The sequence below is a fragment of the Streptomyces sp. NPDC048424 genome (assembly GCF_040651555.1).
Lineage (GTDB): Bacteria > Actinomycetota > Actinomycetes > Streptomycetales > Streptomycetaceae > Streptomyces.
In genome coordinates this window covers 129707-148511 of record NZ_JBEZKE010000013.1, presented here as the reverse complement: position 1 = coordinate 148511, position 18805 = coordinate 129707, and the positions used below count along the sequence as shown (strand labels likewise).

General features: G+C 71.5%; 18 protein-coding genes. 3 read left to right on the top strand and 15 right to left on the bottom strand.

The features are described from left to right. The 9 genes from AB0D29_RS20385 to AB0D29_RS20345 form a co-directional block, all read right to left on the bottom strand. Nucleotides 1-369, bottom strand: a complete 369-nt coding sequence (locus tag AB0D29_RS20385; protein WP_362855872.1) for a hypothetical protein — start codon at nucleotides 367-369, stop codon at nucleotides 1-3. Further along, the gene (locus tag AB0D29_RS20380; protein ID WP_362855871.1) at nucleotides 366-1040 is read right to left on the bottom strand and encodes a Rieske (2Fe-2S) protein; all 675 of its coding nucleotides are present in this window, start codon (nucleotides 1038-1040) and stop codon (nucleotides 366-368) included. The genes AB0D29_RS20385 and AB0D29_RS20380 overlap by 4 nt, the downstream gene beginning before the upstream one ends. Then, nucleotides 1037-1693, bottom strand: coding sequence for a 4Fe-4S dicluster domain-containing protein (locus tag AB0D29_RS20375; RefSeq protein ID WP_362855869.1), 657 nt, complete (start codon nucleotides 1691-1693; stop codon nucleotides 1037-1039). The genes AB0D29_RS20380 and AB0D29_RS20375 overlap by 4 nt, the downstream gene beginning before the upstream one ends. A 6-nt stretch (nucleotides 1694-1699) precedes the next feature. Continuing rightward, on the bottom strand, nucleotides 1700-4030 hold the full coding sequence (locus tag AB0D29_RS20370) for a molybdopterin oxidoreductase family protein (protein ID WP_362855868.1): 2331 nt from the start codon (nucleotides 4028-4030) through the stop codon (nucleotides 1700-1702). Further along, entirely contained in the window at nucleotides 4027-5163 is a 1137-nt protein-coding gene (locus AB0D29_RS20365) for an MFS transporter (RefSeq protein ID WP_362855867.1), read from the bottom strand. Before AB0D29_RS20365 ends, AB0D29_RS20370 begins: the two co-directional genes overlap by 4 nt. Before the next feature lie 68 nt (nucleotides 5164-5231). Then, on the bottom strand, nucleotides 5232-6029 hold the full coding sequence (gene pflA, locus AB0D29_RS20360; RefSeq protein WP_362855865.1) for a pyruvate formate-lyase-activating protein: 798 nt from the start codon (nucleotides 6027-6029) through the stop codon (nucleotides 5232-5234). 59 nt (nucleotides 6030-6088) lie between these two features. Further along, complete coding sequence (gene pflB, locus AB0D29_RS20355) at nucleotides 6089-8359, bottom strand: formate C-acetyltransferase (protein WP_362855863.1); 2271 nt, start codon at nucleotides 8357-8359, stop codon at nucleotides 6089-6091. Nucleotides 8360-8667: 308 nt separating this feature from the next. Then, nucleotides 8668-8838, bottom strand: coding sequence for a hypothetical protein (locus tag AB0D29_RS20350; protein WP_362855861.1), 171 nt, complete (start codon nucleotides 8836-8838; stop codon nucleotides 8668-8670). Nucleotides 8839-8906: 68 nt separating this feature from the next. Then, entirely contained in the window at nucleotides 8907-10076 is a 1170-nt protein-coding gene (locus AB0D29_RS20345; protein WP_362855859.1) for an MFS transporter, read from the bottom strand. A 237-nt stretch (nucleotides 10077-10313) separates the two neighbouring features. On the opposite strand from AB0D29_RS20345, the gene AB0D29_RS20340 reads away from it, so the two are divergent. Both AB0D29_RS20340 and AB0D29_RS20335 read left to right on the top strand, forming a co-directional pair. Continuing rightward, nucleotides 10314-11480 (top strand): low temperature requirement protein A, encoded by a 1167-nt coding sequence (locus tag AB0D29_RS20340; RefSeq protein ID WP_362855857.1) that lies wholly within the window; start codon nucleotides 10314-10316, stop codon nucleotides 11478-11480. A gap of 81 nt (nucleotides 11481-11561) precedes the next feature. Further along, nucleotides 11562-12809: a cytochrome P450 gene (locus AB0D29_RS20335; RefSeq protein WP_362855856.1), complete on the top strand. Its 1248-nt coding sequence runs from the start codon at nucleotides 11562-11564 to the stop codon at nucleotides 12807-12809. Nucleotides 12810-12895: 86 nt separating this feature from the next. On the opposite strand, the gene AB0D29_RS20330 is transcribed toward AB0D29_RS20335, so the two are convergent. Both AB0D29_RS20330 and AB0D29_RS20325 read right to left on the bottom strand, forming a co-directional pair. Then, nucleotides 12896-13390 carry a DUF5949 family protein gene (locus AB0D29_RS20330; RefSeq protein WP_362855854.1) on the bottom strand — a complete coding sequence of 165 codons (495 nt, stop codon included), beginning with the start codon at nucleotides 13388-13390 and terminating at the stop codon, nucleotides 12896-12898. A gap of 57 nt (nucleotides 13391-13447) precedes the next feature. Continuing rightward, nucleotides 13448-14047 carry a hypothetical protein gene (locus tag AB0D29_RS20325; protein WP_362855853.1) on the bottom strand — a complete coding sequence of 200 codons (600 nt, stop codon included), beginning with the start codon at nucleotides 14045-14047 and terminating at the stop codon, nucleotides 13448-13450. 173 nt (nucleotides 14048-14220) lie between these two features. Between AB0D29_RS20325 and AB0D29_RS20320 the strand changes: the two genes are divergently transcribed. Beyond that, complete coding sequence (locus AB0D29_RS20320) at nucleotides 14221-14655, top strand: DUF6299 family protein (protein ID WP_362855852.1); 435 nt, start codon at nucleotides 14221-14223, stop codon at nucleotides 14653-14655. A 176-nt stretch (nucleotides 14656-14831) separates the two neighbouring features. Here the strand turns inward: AB0D29_RS20320 and AB0D29_RS20315 are convergent, their stop codons facing one another. From AB0D29_RS20315 to AB0D29_RS20300, 4 genes are all read right to left on the bottom strand, one after another. Further along, a complete protein-coding gene (locus AB0D29_RS20315) occupies nucleotides 14832-14999 on the bottom strand; it encodes a hypothetical protein (protein ID WP_362855851.1) in 168 nt (55 codons plus the stop codon). A gap of 71 nt (nucleotides 15000-15070) precedes the next feature. After that, nucleotides 15071-17110 (bottom strand): SpoIIE family protein phosphatase, encoded by a 2040-nt coding sequence (locus AB0D29_RS20310; RefSeq protein WP_362855976.1) that lies wholly within the window; start codon nucleotides 17108-17110, stop codon nucleotides 15071-15073. 60 nt (nucleotides 17111-17170) lie between these two features. Further along, nucleotides 17171-17455, bottom strand: coding sequence for a hypothetical protein (locus AB0D29_RS20305; protein ID WP_362855849.1), 285 nt, complete (start codon nucleotides 17453-17455; stop codon nucleotides 17171-17173). 24 nt (nucleotides 17456-17479) lie between these two features. Beyond that, nucleotides 17480-18781: an NAD(P)-binding domain-containing protein gene (locus AB0D29_RS20300; protein WP_362855975.1), complete on the bottom strand. Its 1302-nt coding sequence runs from the start codon at nucleotides 18779-18781 to the stop codon at nucleotides 17480-17482. Between the last annotated feature and the right edge of the window lie 24 nt (nucleotides 18782-18805).

Below are 18805 nucleotides of genomic sequence, written 5' to 3'. Positions count from 1 at the left end.
TCATCGGTCCTTCGGGTCGAGGAGCCACAGTCCGATCACGACAAGGAAGGACATGATCAGGAATCCCGCGCCCCACCAGGCCGTGCCGGTGTTGCCCTCCATCCACTCGTTGACGGTGACGGTGAGGGCCCAGAGCTGGCCGATGACCACGGTGAGGGCCAGGGTCAGACGGGCGTTCAGCTTCGAGGAGCGCTCCGGCTCCTGCTCGGTGCCGGCCCCGGGGCCGGGGCCGGTGTGCCGGATCCGCGGGTCTCCGTAGCCGCTGGTGGAGCGGATCTGCGGATACCGCTCCCGCACCGGCCGGTTCAGCCGGGGCCGGGCACTGCCCGGGTGGTACTCCGGGCGCGGGGGCAGCTGTGCGTCGCTCATGTCCGCCTCCTCTCGGGCGGGGTGCTCGCCCCGGCCCGGCCCGCACCGGGGCAGCCCAGCTGCTGGGCCGCCAAGGGGTGGGAATCGCCGAACTGCCGGCAGAGGGCCTCCTTGGCCGGCTCTCCCGAGCGGGCCGTGGCGATGGCCCAGACGCTGCCGTCGGCCTGTTCGGTCAGGAAGATCCTGGGGAGCGGCCGTGGCGGCGGGCCCGCGGTCACCTCGCCGGAACGGGCGTCGAAGACGTCCTCGTGGCAGGGGCAGTACAGCTCCCCGTCGCTGCCCCGGTCCTCGCGCCACAGCACGGCGCAGGCCAGGTGGGTGCAGACGGCGGAGTAGCCGACGAGGGAGCCGTCGGCCAGCCGTACGGCGAGGGCCCGGTCCTCGTCGCCGGGGAAGCGGAAGGCCACGGACTGGCCCGGCGCCAGCTGGTCGGTGACCTTCTTGGGCTCGGGCAGCGTCTGGCTGTCGCCGTGCCGGTGCAGGATGCCCGCGGCGACGCCGACACCGCCGATGGCCAGACCGCCGGAGACGGTGGCGACGATCCGCAGGTAGTCACGGCGGGTGGTGAGGGAGTCGGCGCTGATCCGGTCGCGCAGCTGGTCGGCGGCAGCGTCCCCGTCGGGCTCGGGGCCCGGGACGGGAGACGGAGGGGGCTGTTCGGTCACGCTCATCGGACGTCGACTCCGCCCACCCGTCGCCCGCCGCCACCCTTGTTCGAATGCTCTTCGCGCATATCCACTCCATTGATCTCAACCACGGGCAGACCGCCGGGGACGGGCCACTGGACCTTGTCGGCGGGGACGACCATCGCCACTCCGGTGCTGACCATCACGTCGCCGAAGGCGAAGGAGTCCGCGACCTGGACGCCGGGGCGCTCGGCCTGGAGCTCTTCGGGGGTTCCGTAGAAGAGGGCGCCGGTGGGGCAGACGGTGGCGCACATGGGGGCCAGGCCGTAGGCGGTGCGGTCGTAGCAGAGGTTGCACTTCATCTGCAGCTTCGCCTGGAGGTCGATCTTCGGGACGCCGAAGGGGCAGGCGTTGACGCAGTTGGCGCAGCCGATGCAGCGGGTGGTGTCGGCCTGCTGGACCACACCGTCGGCGGTCACCAGGATCGCGTCGGCGGGGCAGACCTCGGCGCAGGGCGCGACCGGGTCCTCGCAGTGCATGCAGACGGTCGGAAGGGAGGCGACGGACATGCCGGGCTCGGTGTAGTCCAGGTGGATCATCGACTTGCCGCGGTGCGAGTCGCATTCGCGGCAGGCGGAGACGCAGGCCTGGCAGCCGATGCAGCGACCCGGGTCGATGAAGATCGTGCGGCCCATCATGGCGGGTCAGCTCCTCTCCGCCGTGCCACGTCCCTGCGAGGACGTGGGGGGCAGGGGATCGGTGCGCGAGACCTGGGTCTCCGGATAGGCCTCGTGGCCCGGGGCCGTCGGCGGCGCGGGGACCTCGTCGATCCGCTCGGCGGGCTCGATCCGGGCGGCGCAGACCTTGTACTCGGGGATCTTCGAGCGGGGGTCGAGGGCGTCGATGGTCAGGGCGTTCGCGGCCGTCGGTACGGGCCAGTGGTACGGGATGAAGACGGTGTCCGGGCGGATGGCCTCGGTGACCAGGGCCGGGAAGACCTCACTGCCGCGGCGGGTGACCACCCGGACCGGATCGCCGTTGCGGTAGCCGTGCGAGGGGTGGACCTCCACCCACGGGCGCGGGGTCTGTTCGACGAGGGCTCCCAGACGGCGGGTCTGGTTGCCGGAGAGGAAGTGCGCGACGGTGCGGCCGGTGGTGAGGGAGAGGGGGTACTCCTCGGTGTAGGGGTCCATCGGCGCGTGCCACTCGACGACCTGCATGTGGATCTTGCCGTCGGGGTGGTAGGTCTTGCCGCCCTCGAACAGGCGCGGGGTGCCCGGGTGGTCGGTGGAGGGGCAGGGCCACATGATGCCGCCGGTCTCCTCCAGGCGCTCGTAGGTGATGCCGTAGTAGTCGTTGACCGTGCCGGCGGAGGCGATGCGCAGCTCTTCGAACACCTCGCGGGAGCTCGTGAAGGCGAACTTGTCGCCCGCGCCGAGGCGCTTGGCGAGTTCGCACATCACCCAGGTGTCGGTGCGCACCCCGGCCGGGGGCTCCTGCGCCTTGTTGTGCTTGACGACGCGGGCCTCGGTGTTGGCCATGACGCCCTCGTCCTCCGCCCACACGGTGACGGGGAAGACCACGTGGGCGTTGGTCGCGGTCTCGGAGAGGAAGAAGTCGAACTGTGCGTGGAATTCGAGGGTGTCGTAGCCCTGCTTGACCGTGGCGTAGTTGGGGAGCGAGACGAAGGGGTTGTTGCAGATGCCGATCAGACCGCGGATCTCGCGCCGCTGCATCTGCCAGACCATCTCCATCATGGAGGTGCCGGCGGGTGGGAGTTCGGACTCCTCGATGCCCCAGATCCGGCAGATCTGGCGGCGGTGTTCCTCGTTCGTGATGGACCGGCCGCCGGGGAGGAGGTCGGCCTTCTGGCCGTGCTCGCGGCCGCCCTGACCGTTGCCCTGGCCGGTGATGGTGCCGTAGCCGGCGCCCGGCTTGCCGAGGTTTCCCGTGGCGACGCACATGTTGATGATGGACAGGCAGTTCTCGACGCCCTGCGAGTGGTGTTCTACGCCGCGCGCGTGGAAGGCCATGGCCTTGTCGGCGCCGCCGAACATCCGGGCCACCTGGACGATCTGCGCTTCGGGGATCCCGCAGATCTCGGCGGAACGGGCGGGCGGGTAGTCCTGGACGGTCTTCCTGACCTCGTCCCACCCGGTGGTGTGGGCGGCGAGGTACGGCTCGTCGGTCAGGCCCTCGGCGACGATCACGTGGAGCACGGCGTTGAAGAAGGCCGAGTCGGTGCCGGGCTTGAGGGCGACGTGGACGTCGGCGGTGCGGGCGATGGCCGTCTCCCGCGGGTCGACGACGATCAGGGCGGCGCCCCGGTCCCGGGCTCCCCAGACGTACTGGGTCATCACCGGGAAGCACTCCCCCACGTTCGACCCGGCGATGAGCAGGCAGTCGGTGAGGAGGATGTCGGAGAAGGGGTTGGCGGCCCGGTCGATGCCGAAGGACAGCTTGTTGGCGCCCGCGGCGCTGACCATGCACAGACGGCCGTTGTAGTCGACGTGCCGGGTCTTGAGGGCGACCCGGCCGAACTTGCCGACCAGGTAGGTCTTCTCGGAGTAGAGGCTGGCGCCCCCGAGCAGGCCGAAGGCGTCGTTGCCGTGGTCGCCCTGGATCCGGCGGATCTCGGAGACCGTGAAGTCCAGGGCCTCTTCCCAGGAGGCCTCGCGGAACTCCTCGTCCCGGGAGCGGCGCAGCAGCGGTGCGGTCAGCCGGTCGGGGTGGTTGACCTGCTGGTAGGCGTTGATCCCCTTGGGGCACAGCCGCATCCGGTTGATGTCGTGGTTGCGGGGCTCCACGCCGAAGACCTTGCCGCCCCGGTCCACGCGCAGGTACATGCCGCACTGCACGCCGCAGAAGCAGCAGTGGGTGGGGACGAGGGTCTCGCCGTTCTGGTCGGCGTGCCACTGGTCGGCGGGGATGCCGCCCGCGTCGCGGAAGTTGCGGGTGCCGGGCGGGGCGATGGAGGGGTCGAGGGGGATCGACACGGGCCGGGACCCGGCCTCGGCGGGGTCGGTCGCGGTCACTTGAAGCCCTTCTTGACGTGGGTCAGGTAGGCGTTGCCGCGCAGGACCCGCTTGCAGCGCGGGCAGTATTCGACGAAGGCGTTGAAGTCGAGCTTCAGGTCCTGCATCGTGCCGCGCAGGTTCTCCACGTACGGGGTGGTGTCGATGGGCTCCCCGCAGCGCTTGCAGGCGAAGACCTGCTCGTCCTGGCGGGCCGTGTACTTGAACAGCTGCATGCCGACGGCGGCCGGGCGCTGGACGATGTGGAAGAACTTCCCGAACGGGATGTAGATGAGGGTGAACACCACCGACACCATGTGCAGGATGGCCAGGAACTCGTAGCCGCCGCCGTGCAGGAAGATCGACGAGAAGGTCAGCAGCAGACCCGTCACGGAGATCACGATCAGGCAGATCAGCGGCAGCAGGTCGTAGGCGAAGCGCTGCCCGGTGATGGCTCCGCGGTCCTTCATCCTGCGCCACAGGAAGTACGAGGCCCCGGGGATGACGAGCACGGCGGCGATGTCCAGGCCGTGGAACATCAGCCAGCCCAGGACGTTCAGGGCGTTGAAGCCGATCACCTTGTAGCCCCAGATCCGCATCTCGTAGCCGGGGCCGGCGCCGCTGTCGGAGGTGAAGGTGAACCAGCCCCAGGTCAGCGGGAAGGTGATGGCGGCGGCCAGCAGACAGCCCCAGAAGATCAGCTGGTGGGCGGCCCAGCGGCCGCGCGAGCGGGCTCCGAGGAACTTCTGGAAGCCGAGGTAGGTGGCGATCATCCTCGGCAGGGCGGTGGGCGCCTTGCGGAAGTTGTCGGCCGAGAAGAAGCTGCCGAAGCCCTTCTTGAAGAGGCGGCGCGCGCCGGGCGCGGAGACCCAGACCGTGTACCGGTAGGCCACGCCGAAGGCCAGGAAGACGGTGGCCACGGCGTACGGCAGCAGCGCCGAGTCGAAGTCGCGCAGCAGCCGGCTGCCCAGCACGATCGCGGCGACGAGCAGGAGCGAGACGACGGTGCCGGCCAGGGTGGCCCGCGCGGTGACCGACCGCCGTGCGCCCGGGGCTGGCGGGGGCGGGGCCGGCTGGGTCTCCGTGGCCTCGGCGGCGCCTGCGGCCCCGGGGGGCGGGGGCGGGGCGGCAAGGGCTTCTGATGGCTCGGGCACAGCACCAAGCTAGGTGATCTATACCGGTTCGGCCCGCTATGTCATACCTGTCATTAGGCCGAACGGGGTCACACCGCCGTCAGTCCCCGCGCCGCGAAAATCGCCCTCGCCCCGGCCATCTGCTCCGCCGTGGGCGACGGGGTGTCGCGCAGCGTGAAGTTCATGTCCAGCGCCTGCCACTTGCCCTCGCCGAGCTTGTGGAAGGGCAGCACGTCGACCCGCGAGACGTTGCCGAGGGAGCCCGCGAAGGCGGCGACGCCCTCGATGTTCTCGCGCGCGTCGGTCAGGCCCGGCACCAGCACGAAGCGCAGGTGCACCTCCTTGCCGAGGTCCGCGAGGCGCTGCGCGAAGTCCAGGGTGGGCCGCAGCGGCCGGCCGGTGACCTTCCGGTACGTGTCCCGGTCCCAGGACTTGATGTCGAGCAGGACCAGGTCCACGTCGCGCAGCAGCGCGTCGGTGGCGCGTGCGCCGAGGAACCCGGAGGTGTCCAGGGCGGTGTGCAGACCCAGCTCGTGCTTCATCCGGTGCAGCAGCTCCCCCGAGAAGACGGGCTGGAGCAGCGGCTCGCCGCCGGAGACGGTGGCCCCGCCGCCGGACGCGGCGATGAACCTGCGGTACTTGGCGGCTTCGGCGATCACGTCGTCGGCCGAGGTCCGCTTCCCGCCCCGCATCTTCCAGGTGTCGGGGTTGTGGCAGTACAGGCAGGTCAGCGGGCAGCCGGAGAGGAAGGTGACGAAGCGCGTGCCCGGTCCGTCGACGCCGGTGGACAGGTCCCAGGAGTGCACCGAGCCCTCGCTCGGCCGCCGGGTCACGGCCGCCGCCGGGGTGACGGCGCGGGTGGTGTTCGAGCCGAGGAGGACGGTCATGGCGGGCACTCCTGTTCCTGTCGGGCGTTCCTGTCGGGTGTCCCGCTCGGGCGCGGGCTCTACAGCGAGCCGTGGAAGGTGCGGTTCAGCACGTCGAGCTGCTGGTCCCGCGTGAGGCGGACGAAGTTCACCGCGTAGCCGCTGACCCGGATGGTCAGCTGCGGGTACTTCTCCGGGTGTTCCATGGCGTCCCTGAGCGTGTCCCGGTCGAGGACGTTCACGTTCATGTGGAAGCCGTCGCTCGCCATGTAGCCGTCGAGCACGCCCGCCAGGTTCCCGATCCGCTCCTCGGGGGTGCGGCCGAGGCCGTCGGGGGTGACCGTGCTGGTCAGCGAGATGCCGTCCTCGGCGTCCTGGTACGGGAGCTTCGCGACCGACAGCGCGGAGGTGACGTACCCGTGGGTGTCGCGTCCGTTCATCGGGTTGGCGCCCGGGGAGAAGGGCTCGCCGGCCCGGCGCCCGTCCGGGGTGTTGCCGGTCTTCTTGCCGTAGACGACGTTCGAGGTGATGGTCAGCACGGACTGGGTGTGCTCGGCGCCCCGGTACGTCTCGTGCCCGCGCACCTTCCTCATGAACTCCTCGACCAACCACACCGCGATGTCGTCGACGCGGTCGTCGTTGTTGCCGTACGCCGGGTACGCGCCCTCCACGCGGTAGTCGGTGACCAGACCGCTCTCGTCGCGCACCGCGGTGACCTCGGCGTGCTTGATGGCGGACAGGGAGTCGGCGGCGACCGACAGGCCGGCGATGCCGCAGGCCATGGTGCGGCGCACGTCGCGGTCGTGCAGGGCCATCTCGATGCGCTCGTACGCGTACTTGTCGTGCCTGTAGTGGATGACGTTGAGGGCGTGCACGTAGGTCGCGGCGAGCCATTCCATCTGCTCGTCGAACTTGGCCATGACCTCGTCGTAGTCCAGCACCTCGGAGGTGAGGGCGCCGGTCTCGGGCCCGACCTGGGCGCCGGACTTCTCGTCGCGGCCGCCGTTGATCGCGTAGAGGAGGGTCTTGGCGAGGTTCACGCGGGCACCGAAGAACTGCATCTGCTTGCCGACCGGCATCGCGGAGACGCAGCAGGCGATGGCGGTGTCGTCGCCGAAGCGCGGACGCATCAGCTCGTCGGACTCGTACTGCACCGAGGAGGTGTCGATCGAGACGCGGGCGCAGAACTCCTTGAAGCCCTGCGGCAGCCGCGGCGACCAGAAGACCGTCATGTTCGGCTCGGGGGCCGGGCCCAGGTTGTAGAGGGTCTGGAGGTAGCGGAAGGAGGTCCGGGTGACCAGCGGGCGGCCGTCCTCGCCCATGCCGGCGATCGACTCGGTGACCCAGGTCGGGTCGCCGGAGAACAGCTCGTCGTACTCGGGGGTGCGCAGGAAGCGCACGATGCGGAGCTTGATGATGAAGTCGTCGACGAGCTCCTGGGCCTGCTCCTCCGTCAGGAGTCCGGCCTCGATGTCGCGCTGGAGGTAGACGTCGACGAAGGTGGAGGTGCGGCCGAGCGACATGGCGGCGCCGTTCTGCTCCTTCACGGCGGCCAGGTAGGCGAAGTACAGCCACTGGACGGCCTCGCGGCCGGTGGCGGCGGGCCGGGAGATGTCGTGGCCGTAGGAGGCGGCCATCGCCTTGAGTTCGGCGAGCGCGCGGATCTGCTCGGAGAGCTCCTCGCGCAGGCGGATCGTCTCCTCCAGCGAACGGTGTCCCGCCGGGAGGGAGTTCAGCTCTTCCTTCTCCTCCTCCTTGAAGGCGATCAGACGGTCGACGCCGTAGAGCGCCACGCGGCGGTAGTCGCCGATGATGCGGCCGCGGCCGTACGCGTCGGGGAGGCCCGTCACGATGCCGGCCTTGCGGGCGGCGCGGATCTCGGGCGTGTAGGCGTCGAAGACACCGGTGTTGTGGGTCTTGCGGTACTCGGTGAAGACCTTCTCCAGCTCCTCGGAGACCGGGTAGCCGTACGTCTCCAGGGCGCCGGCGACCATCCGCCAGCCGCCGTACGGCATGATCGCGCGCTTGAGCGGGGCGTCGGTCTGGAGGCCGACGATCAGCTCCTTGTCACGGTCGATCCAGCCGGGGGCGTGCGCGGTGATCGTCGACGGGATGTCGTGGGCGATGTCGTGGACGCCCTTCTCGCGCTCCTCCGGGAACTTGTCCGTGATGGCCTCCCACACGGCGGTGGTGCGGGCGGTGGGGCCGGCGAGGAAGGCGTCGTCGCCTTCGTACGGCGTGTAGTTCCGCTGGATGAAGTCGCGGACGTCGACGGCGTCGCGCCAGAGTCCGCCCTTGAAGCCGTCCCAGGCCTCGCCGTTCCTCGTGGTCTCCGCAGGGGTGGCAGTCATCGCCCGCACCTTCTTCGAGTCGCCTCATTGCTTGTGTCCATTGCACGCCTTTTGATCGATCATTTGCCGCCGCGATGGTCCTGACCTGGGGGTCGGAAGTCCCGGCGGTCGGGTCGCCGGGACGACTGCCTCAGCCCTGACCTGGGGTTTCGCGCGGGCCGAAAGCCCCTCGCGCGCTTGTGAAAATCTTCACAAGATTTCGCGCGGGAGGCGTCTGCGGCGCCGTTGCGGGGGCCGGACCCCGAGCCCTCCCCCAGACTCCGTCCGGGGGGACCCCCAGCGCCTCAAACGCCGGCGGGGCTGACCTTTCAGCTCGGGGCTTCGGCGCCCTTGCGGGCGTAGAACCACCAGGTCACCACGATGCAGGAGGCGTAGAAGGCCACGAAGCCCCACATCGCGCTCGTCACGGAGAAGTTGGCGAACATCGCCGGGATGAAGAAGAAGCCGTAGGCGGCGATGCCGGCCGTGAAGCCGGTCACCGCGCCCGACTCGATCTCCGCCTGCTTCAGGGCGGCCGCGTACTGCGGGGTGCCCTCCGTCAGGCCCTTCAGGTGCCGGCCCCGGAAGATGACCGGGATCTGGCGGAACGTCGAGCCGTTGCCGATGCCCGAGAAGAAGAACGCCGACAGGAAACAGAGGAAGAAGCCCGCGAAGGAGCCCTGGTCGGAGCCGGCCGGCAGGAAGTCACGCCGATGATCGACGCGGCCATGCCCACGAAGGACAGGATCGTCACCCGGGCACCGCCCAGCTTGTCGGCGATCCAGCCACCCGCCCAGCGGGCCAGCGCACCCAGCGCCGGGCCCATCCACGCGTAGGTGGCCACCGAGTACGCCGGGAAGGTGGTCTTGATCAGCAGCGGGAGCGCCGCCGCGAAGCCGATGAAGGAGCCGAAGGTGCCGACGTAGAGCCAGGTCATCAGCCAGTTGTGCTTGCGCTTGAAGATGATCTTTTGCTGGCTGAAGGGGGTGGAGGCGACCTTCAGGTCGTTCTGCCCGAACCAGGCCACCAGGGCCAGGACGATCACGACCGGCACCCACACGAAGGCGGCGTTCTGGAGGTAGATCTCCGACCCGTTCGCCTTCTTCTGGCCCGCGCCGATGGCCAGCACCGACGAGGTGATCAGGATGGGGGTGAGGAGCTGGACCACGGACACGCCGAGGTTGCCCAGGCCGCCGTTGATCCCGGTCGCATTGCCCTTCTCCTGCTTGGGGTAGAAGAAGCCGATGTTGGCCAGCGAGGAGGAGAAGTTCGCGCCGCCGATGCCGCACAGCGCGGCGATCGCGACCATCGTGCCGTACGAGGTGTCCGTGTTCTGCACCGCGAAGCCCAGCCACAGCAGCGGCACGACCAGTACGACCGTGGAGATCGCCGTGAACCGGCGCTGGCCGATCATCGGGCCGAGGAAGGTGTAGAAGATCCGGGCCGTGCCTCCGGTGATGCCGGGGACCGCGGTGAGCCAGAACAGCTGGGACTGGGTGAAGCCGAAGCCGACGTCCTTCAGGTTGGTCGCCGTGATGCTCCAGACCTGCCAGACCACGAAGGCCACCAGCAGGGCCGGCACCGCGATCCACAGGTTGCGGGTCGCGACCTTCTTGCCGGTGGAGCGCCAGAAGGCCGGATCCTCCGGCGACCATTGCGTGATGGTGCGGCCCGGTCGGTACTGCGCCGGGTCGGCGATCGGCAGCTGCCTCTGTACTTCCTGCGTGGCGGAGCTCATGGCGGGGGTCCTGAACTGCGAGAAGGATGCTGACCTGTCCAGGCTCCGGTCCCGGGGGCACCCCGCGGCAGAGGAGAAGGCACTCGGGGCCACGGGACAAGGTCCCGTCGCCCCCAGTGCGTTGGTCGCTGCCGCGCCCGCCGCCCGTGCGCCCCGCCCCGCCGCCCGGGGCACACGCGCGGCGCCCGCAGCGCGTCCGGCCTGCCGCAGGCCGGTCCCTCTGGTCTCCTGGCCGGTATGGCCTACTCCCCCATGACCGCACGCAGCCGCCACGAGGACCACCGCGCGGCCACCCCCCTGGAGCTGTTCTTCGACCTCTGCTTCGTCGTGGCGATCGCGCAGTGCGGGCAGCGGCTGGTGCACTCGCTGGCCGAGGGCCATCCCGTCACCGGGGTGATCGGCTACTTCTTCGTCTTCTTCGGCGTGTGGTGGGCGTGGATGAACTTCACGTGGTTCGCCTCCGCCTACGACTGCGACGACGTGCCCTACCGGATCGCGACCCTCGTCCAGATCGCCGGCGTCCTCGTCTACGCGGCCGGGGTGAGCCGGGCCTTCGACGAGAACGACTGGACCGTCGCCGTCGTCGGTTACATCATCATGCGCGTCGCGCTGACGGCGCAGTGGCTGCGGGCGGCCTCCGGGGAGACCGGCGCGGCCCGCACGGCAGCCCTGAAGTACGCGACCGGACTGGTGCTCTGCCAGCTCGGCTGGGTGGCACTGCTGTTCGCCCCGAACGACTGGAAGCGGTGGCTGTTCCTGGTCGTGGCCGCCTGCGAGCTGCTGGTTCCGGTGATCGCCGAACGCGGGCACCAGACCCCCTGGCACGCCCACCACATCGTGGAGCGGTACGGCCTGTTCACCATCATCGTGCTCGGCGAGACGATCGCCGCGAGCACGGTCGCGGTCAAGTCCGCGCTCGACGAGCACGAGGCCCTCGACCTCCTGCTGCCCATCGCCGCGGGCGGGCTGCTGATCGTGTTCGCCGCGTGGTGGATCTACTTCGCCGTACCGATGCACGAGCACCTGACCTCCAACCGCGAGGCGATCCCGTGGGGGTACGGCCACCTGCTGATCTTCGCCTCGGGTGCGGCGATCGGCGCGGGCATCGAGGTCGCGGTGGAGCACGCGGTCCACAAGGCGCACATCTCCCAGGTCGCGGCCAACGCGGCCGTGACCGTGCCGGCCGCGCTGTTCCTGCTGATGGTGTGGCTGCTGCACTCCCGGCACTTCAAGCGCGGCCTCGCGGAGCAGCTGGTGCTGCCGGTCGCTGCGCTCGCCGTACTGGCCTGCATGTGGACGGGGCCGTACGCCGTGCTCTGGGCTGGCCTGGTGTCGACCGCGACCGTGGCGGTCGGCGTGACCCTGTCGACGAGGCCCGGCCAATTCAGCCCCGCCGGCGCTTGAGGCGCGGGGTTCGGGGCGGAGCCCCGGCAGACGGGCCGCGCGGAACCGTCACTCCCGCGCCCCCGTCACCGTTTCCAGGCCATGACTCTCCCCCCACAACGCCCCGGCGAAGACCCCGGCAGGGAATTGGCCGAGCCCGGTTTCTGGCAGCAGCCGCCCGCCCACCGACTCGCCGCCTTCGCCCGCCTGCGAGCCGTAGGCGCGCCCGTCTTCGTCCCCGAAGGGACCGGGCACTGGGCGCTCGTCCGGCACGCCCAGGTGCAGGAGGCCAGTCGCCTCCCGAAGGTATTCGCCAGCGCCCCGGGTGTGACCACCCCCGAACCGGCCCGCTGGGTCCGGGCGCTGTTCGGTGACTCGATGGTCAATCTCGACGGCCCCGACCACGCCCAGCTCCGCAAGATCGTCCAGCGGGCGTTCACGCCCCGCCTGCTGGCCGCGGCCGAGGAGGACATCCACGCGGTGGCGGCCCGCATCGTGGACGACGTGCTCGCCGACGAACCGGACGAGTTCGTCTCGGCGGTGGCCTCCCGGCTCCCCCTGGACGTCATCTGCAACATGATGGGCATCCCGGAGCACTACCGCGCCGAGATCGCCGACCGCGTCAACCACGCCTCGGAGAACATCGGCGTGGAACGGGGACTGACGGCCCGGCTGCGGATGCCCGGGCGCGGGCTGCGCGCGCTCGCCCGCATGCAGCGGATGGTGGCGGGCATCGGCCGGGAGCGGCGCAAGAACCCCACCGACGACCTGATCTCGGCGCTGGTCTGCGCGAACGTGGACGGCCAAGCCCTCGGGGCCCGCCAACTCGGTGCCTTCTTCTCCCTCTTGATGGTCGCCGGGGTGGAGACCACCCGCAATGCGATCACCCACGGGCTGACGCTGCTCACCGACCACCCGGACCAGCGGGACCTGCTGCTCTCGGACTTCGAGAAGTACGCGGACGGCGCGGTGGACGAGATGATCCGCCACTCGACGCCGATCATCCAGTTCCGCCGGACGGTGGCCGCCGAGCACACCATGGACGGGCACGTGTTCCGGCCGGGCGACAAGGTGGTGCTGTACTACGCGTCCGCCAACCGCGACGAGGCGGTCTTCCCCGATCCGGACGCCTTCGACATCACCCGCTCGCCCAACCCGCACCTGGGGTTCGGCGGCGGCGGCCCGCACTTCTGCCTGGGCGCGCACCTGGCCCGGGTGGAGATGAAGGCGCTCTTCCGCGAGCTGCTCACCCGGCCGGTGGGGCTGCGGGCGGTGGGTCTGCCGGACCTGGCCGGGTCGAACTTCGACAACCGGGTCCGTTCGCTCAAGTTCGCCTTCGAACGCCCCTGACGCCGCCCGGAGGGAGCGGGACCGGCCACCGGGCGGGCTGGGAGCCCGGCGGCCGGAGCGGGTGGTGGCGGCACCCGGGGGTGCGGCTACTTCTGCAGGCGCCGCACGGCGAGGACGCAGTGGGCGCTGCCCGTGAGCACGGACTCGTCGCCCGCGAACGCCTGCAGGGTCTCCGCGTCGACCGGCTGGCCGGGGACCGCCTCGGGCCAGGCGCGCGTGGCGAACAGGAAGTAGGCCTGCCCGCTCTCGTCCGCGGCGGCGACCCACTCCTTGGGGGCGGTGCACGTCGCGTTCATCCCGGGCAGGGTGAGCGCGATCTGGTCGCCCTCCAGCAGGATCTGCACCGGGAAGGCGGCCGGGTTGCGGGTGCCGTCCATGACGACGTCGCCGATGGGCAGGCCGATCTCCTCCAGCAGCCCGCGGGCCGCCGCCTCGCCGGCCTCCCGGCCCTTGGGGCCGTCGCCGAGGGTGTAGGCGAGGAGGTACGGGATGTCGTGCGCCTCGGAGGGGTCGCCGATCCAGGCGAGCACCGAAAGGGTGCCGAGCTGGGACCTGTCGATTTCGGCTTGAGTAGAAGTCATGCGCCGCACCCTAGTGGTCCCGCCCCCGGGCCTTTCACGGCCTTTCACCCGGGCGGGCTAGACCTCCCAGAATCCCCCTCCGGAATTCGTCTGCATGTTCGCGTCCTGGTACTGGAGGCGCACAATGCGCGCGTTTTCCGGGATTTCGAACACCACCCATCCCTCGGCCCGCTCACCGACCTCCAGGGAATCGAAGACGAGTGGTTTGCCGGTGGTCAGCTCGCCGGTGGACACGACCGGGTGGCGCTGCCCCGCGCTGTCGTGCGCCCACACGCGTCCGAGCGCCCCGTACGAGGCCCCGCCCACGTTGACGAAGGACATCTGGGCGGCCACCCAGCGCTTTCCGGCGGGCGGGGCGTAGTTCTTCTCGACGCTGATCGCCGGGTCCACGTACGCGGCCAGCACGGCCTGGAGGTGCCGGCCGACCTGCGCACCGTCCACCCGTACGGAGTCACCCACATGGGCGGCCTTCGCGGCGGGCCGTACGGGCGCCTCCCCGCCCGGCGCCCCGTCGTCCACCGGGACGGCGGGCGCCACGGCCGGGGCGAGCGCGGCTTCCCCTGGAGCGCTCTGGCAGGCGGTGGCACCGAAGAGGAGCAGCGGGAGGAGGGCGGCGGCGAGGACGGGGGTGTGGCGACGAGCGGCGGACTGACGCATTCGGGATCCCTTCGGGGATGTATTTCGGTCAGTCTCACGCGCCCGAGCGGGCAATTGCACTCACCGACACGAGTGCGCCCGCGGAGTGCGTGCGGCCGGTTGCGGCCAACTGCCAGCACAATGCGTTCCGGCGGATTCCCGTCACCCCGATCCCATCTGGAGGAAGAATGCGCATGTCCGGCCGCCGAATGGCACTGGCAGCCCTCTCCGCACTGGCCGCCACCACGGTATTCACCGTCCCGGCCGGGGCCACCGTTTTCAACCAGGGCATTTCCGTACACCCGCACGCGCACCTCGCGCAGGACGGCAGCGTCACCCTTTCCGGCAGCTACCACTGCGAGCAGGCGTCACCCGAGGGGGCGATGCAGATCAAGGCGACGCTCGTCCAGGACGGCACCCGGCTCAGCCTCGGCGCGGAGGAGGTCGTCTGCGACGGCAAGGAGCGCACGTGGGTCGCCCACGCGCCGGTCTCCTTCGTGCACGTGCGGCCGGGTCACGCGAGGGTCACCGGGGAGATCCAGGAGATCCGGCTCTCCGGCTTCATGCCGCGGTCGGTCACCACGGTCGCCCAGGACAGCAAGGACGTCCAGGTCCGCGAGGGGCACTGAGCGACCGCACGACGACGGGCCCGTGGCACGCGCCCGCCCGGTAGCCGCCGCTGCCGGGGCCGGGCGCCCGGGGCCCGGTACCCCCGGAACACCCTGCGCGCCCGGCAGATCCGACAGACCGGCAGACCGGCAGACCGGCAGACCAGCAGACCAGCAGACCAGCAGACCCGGAACCGTCAGCGGCACTCCGGGGCGACGTCCGTCATCGACATGAAGGCCACCGAGCGGCACTCGGCGTCCGCGTGCGGACGCCCTGTCGTCCAGTCCACGACGGTCGGCGCTCCGGCCGCCAGCAGGACCAGGGCCAGGACTCCCGTCACGGCGGCCTTGTTCAGCCCGCGCACAACACGATCCGTTCCATGGACGGCATCATCACCCCGTCTCCCGCGCCCCACAACCCGGGGTGACCATCCGCTCACTCCACGCTCCGGGGGCTGCCCCCGACGGTGAACTCGCACCACACCGCCTTGCCGTCGCCCCGGGACTCCACGCCCCAGTGCGTGGCCAGCGCGTCCACCAGCAGCAGCCCGCGCCCCGTGGTGGCCGCCTCGCCCGGAGTGCGCCGGCGCGGCCACACGCTGGAGCGGTCCTTGACCCACAGCCGGATCCGCCGGACCGGCTCCGGCAGCACCTCCATGGTCAGCACCGCCCCGCCGTCGGTGTGCAGGAGGGCGTTGACCAGCAGCTCCCCGGCCGCCAGTTCCACGTCGTCGGCGAGCTCCGGCATGCCCCAGTCGCGCAGGGCCTGGCGCAGGGCGTACCGGGCCTCCGAGAGGCCTTCAGGGTCGGCCTGGTGGACGTACTGGTGGATGCGCGGCGCCCGGTGGGTGCCCGGGTCGGGGGCCCGGCGCAGCACCAGCAGGGCCACGTCGTCGCCGGAGCCCCAGCGCTCCCAGAGCCGGTCCGAGAGGTGGTCGGCGAGTGCCTCGGGCGCCTGCGGGCCGCTGCGCACCGCCTGCGCCAGGGCCTCCATGCCCTGGGTGATGGTCGTGCCCGGCTCCTCCACCAGGCCGTCCGTGCACAGCACGAGCGTCTCCCCGGGGACCAGGTCGAGCCGGGTCTCGGGGAACTCCTCCTGCTCGAAGACCGAGGCCAGCCCCAGCGGCAGGCCGCCGCGCACCTTGGGCCAGCCGGTACGGCCGTCCGTGTGCCGGATCAGCGGTCCGAGATGGCCCGCGCGGACCGCCCGTACGCCTCCGGTCTCCAGGTCCACCTGCGCGTACATGCAGGTGGCGAAGCGCTCGGTGTCCAGTTCGGCGAGGAAGCGCGAGGCCCGGGCCAGCACGGTGGACGGCGGGTGACCCTCCCCCGCGTACGCCCGCAGCGCGATGCGCAGCTGGCCCATGATGGCCGCCGCGTGCGTGTCGTGGCCCTGTACGTCGCCCACCACGATGCCGACGCGGTCGCGGGGCAGCGAGATCACGTCGTACCAGTCCCCGCCGACCTCCCGCCCGCTCCAGGCGGCGTGGTAGCGGACCGCGATCTCGCCGCCGGTGATCTCCGGGATCCGCCGCGGCAGCATGGCGGCCTGCAGGCCCGTCGCGAACTCCCGCTCCTGGTCGAAGAGGAGCGCCCGCTGGAGGGACTGCGCCACGATGCCGGCCAGGCCCAGGCAGAGGTTGCGCTCCTCCGGGCTGAACTCGCTGCGCCGCCGGTAGAAGAGCACCAGCCCGCCGATGGCCTTGGCCTGCGCGATCAGCGGCAGGTAGGCGGCCGCGTCGAACCGGATCCGGTTCAGGTAGTCCGCGAGCAGCGGGAACTCCCCGCCGAGCTCGGACAGCGAGGTGACGAAACGTGCCTGCCGGGTGAGCACCGCGTGCGACAGCGGGAGGGTGCCGTCCAGCCGGGTGAACCGCCGCTCGCTGAGGATCTCCAGCGACTCCCCGCTCAGCGCGATGATCTTGATGGTGCCGCCCTCGACCAGCCCCAGGGCCAGCCCGTCCGCACCGAGCCGCTCCAGCGCGCCCGCGCCGGTCAGCGCGGCCGTGACGTCGTCCACCGTCACCGCCCTCGACAGGGCTTCCGTGGTCCGCTGCACGATCGTCGTCTGCTGGGCGCGCGCCGCCTCCAGCTTGCGCAGCAGCGTCGCGTGGGCCAGCTCCGCCGTCGCGTCCCGGACGATCCCCACGATGCGCCGCGACTGCCCCTCGCCGTCCCGCAGCACCCGGCCCGAGGTGTGCGTCCACTGGTCCAGGCCGTCGCGCCGCTGCACCGTGAAGTACGCGCCGTACGTGTCCCCGCCGCTCTCCAGGACCCCCGCGATGGCCTCGGTCAGCCGGACCCCGTCCTCCGGCCGGACGTGCAGCGCGACCCCCTCCGGGGTGCCGTCGAACTCCTCCGGCCCCAGGTCGAAGACGGCCATCGCGGCCTCGTCCAGCTCCACCGTCCCGGCGTCCAGGTCCCACTCGAAGCTGCCCATGCCGTTCAGCGCGAGCCGCTCCCCCGGCGCGGTCACCGGGGTCCGCCGGACCGGCTCCGGTCCCTCGCGCTCCGCCGCTGCCACCTTCCACACCACCTAACGGCCGGGCCAGCACGGCTGCGAGATCAGCCGCTCCCACTCCTCGTCAGGATGCCCCGGAAGGGTGCGCCCGGCCTCCCGCCAGCGCTTGACGACCGAGAGGTAGATCGTGGCCGGGTCGGCGGCCGGGGCGCTCGCGTACGGACCCCCGTACGGCCCCGCGTACGGAGCCGCGTGCGGGGCGCGCTCGAACCCGCCGGCCCTGGCCGTCGTGGCGGGCTGTTCCGCGCGGCTGGCGGGAATGCGTACCCAGCCGCGGCCCTGTGCTCGCTCCGCGCTCATCACGGACCCCTCTCACCGCGGATCTCACCGCAGATACGTCGTCGGATGCCCTGGGGGTACCCCCGGAGGACGCCCGGGGGAAGCGGCCCTGTCGAACCGGGCGACACCGGTGGAGCCCGGCCGCGGACCCCGGGCGCCGAGGCGCTTGCGGACTCCTCTCACCAGTCTCCCCGCCGTGAAGCCCGCGCCGTGCACGAATCGCATGGAAGGGCCGAATGAGGGAGCCGTCAGCAGCCCCGCGAAGAACAGCCCGGGCCACGAGGACTCGAAGCAGTGGCTCAGCTCCGGCGCCCCGCTGCGCCCCACGGTCTCCAGCCCCGCCCGCAGCCCCGCGTCGAGCAGCTCCAGCCGGGCCAGGTCCGGGACGAAGCCGGTGGCCGCGATGACGTGCGCGACGTCGAGGACCACGGATTCCCCCGCCCGGGTGGACAGCCCCAGCCGGGTCCGCTCGCCCACCGCGACCGCCCGGTGCAGCCGGTGTCCGAGCATGACGGGCACGCGGCGCTCGAAGCGGTCCCGCAGCCACCAGGCGCCGGCCGGACCCAGCGCGGTCGCCGCGATCCGCTCCCGGGTGGGCGCGGGCAGCCGGCGCACCGCCCAGGGCAGCTCCGACCACACCCAGCTGCGCCAGCCGGTGCCGAGGCCGCTGTGCGGATCGCGCAGGGCGCGCAGCGCGGGCCGGTCCAGGGGCTGCGGGACGGTGTTCCAGTTCAGCCGGGTGCGCCGGGCGACCAGGCACGGCCGGGCGCCCTGCTCGGCCAGCAGGGCGGCCGTCTCCAGGGCCGCCTGCCCGCCCCCGAGCACCGCGACCTCGCGGCCGGCGAAGCGGGTCAGGTCGCGGTGGCCGCTGCTGTGCGAGTAGTGGGCGGGCGGGAGCTCGCGCAGCCCCTCGGGGTGGTGGACGAAGGGCATCACCCCGACCGCGAGGGCGACCGTACGGGCGAGCAGGGGCGGTCCCTCGGCGGTGCGGACGCGGAAGCCGTCGCCCTGCGGGGTCACCTCCGTGACGGTCACCTCCTCCACCTCCGGTGCGGCCTGCCGGGCGAACCACATCCCGTACGCACTGAACGTGTCGATCGGCAGCGGAGTGCCGTGTTCCGCGGCCAGTCCGCGCGTGGCGCAGTAATCGGCGAGGGTGTACCGCCCGTCCGGCGCGGACAGGTTGGAGGACCAGGGCTCCGACTTCAGGTACATGCCGTCGGGCATGTGGTCGCGCCACGAGGCCATGGGCCGGCCCAGCAGCCGTACGCCGAGCCCCGCGCCCGCCGCGTGGGCGGCGATGGACAGCCCGTACGGGCCCGCGCCGATCACCACGAGATCGTCGATCCGCGTCACGGCCGCTCCTCCACC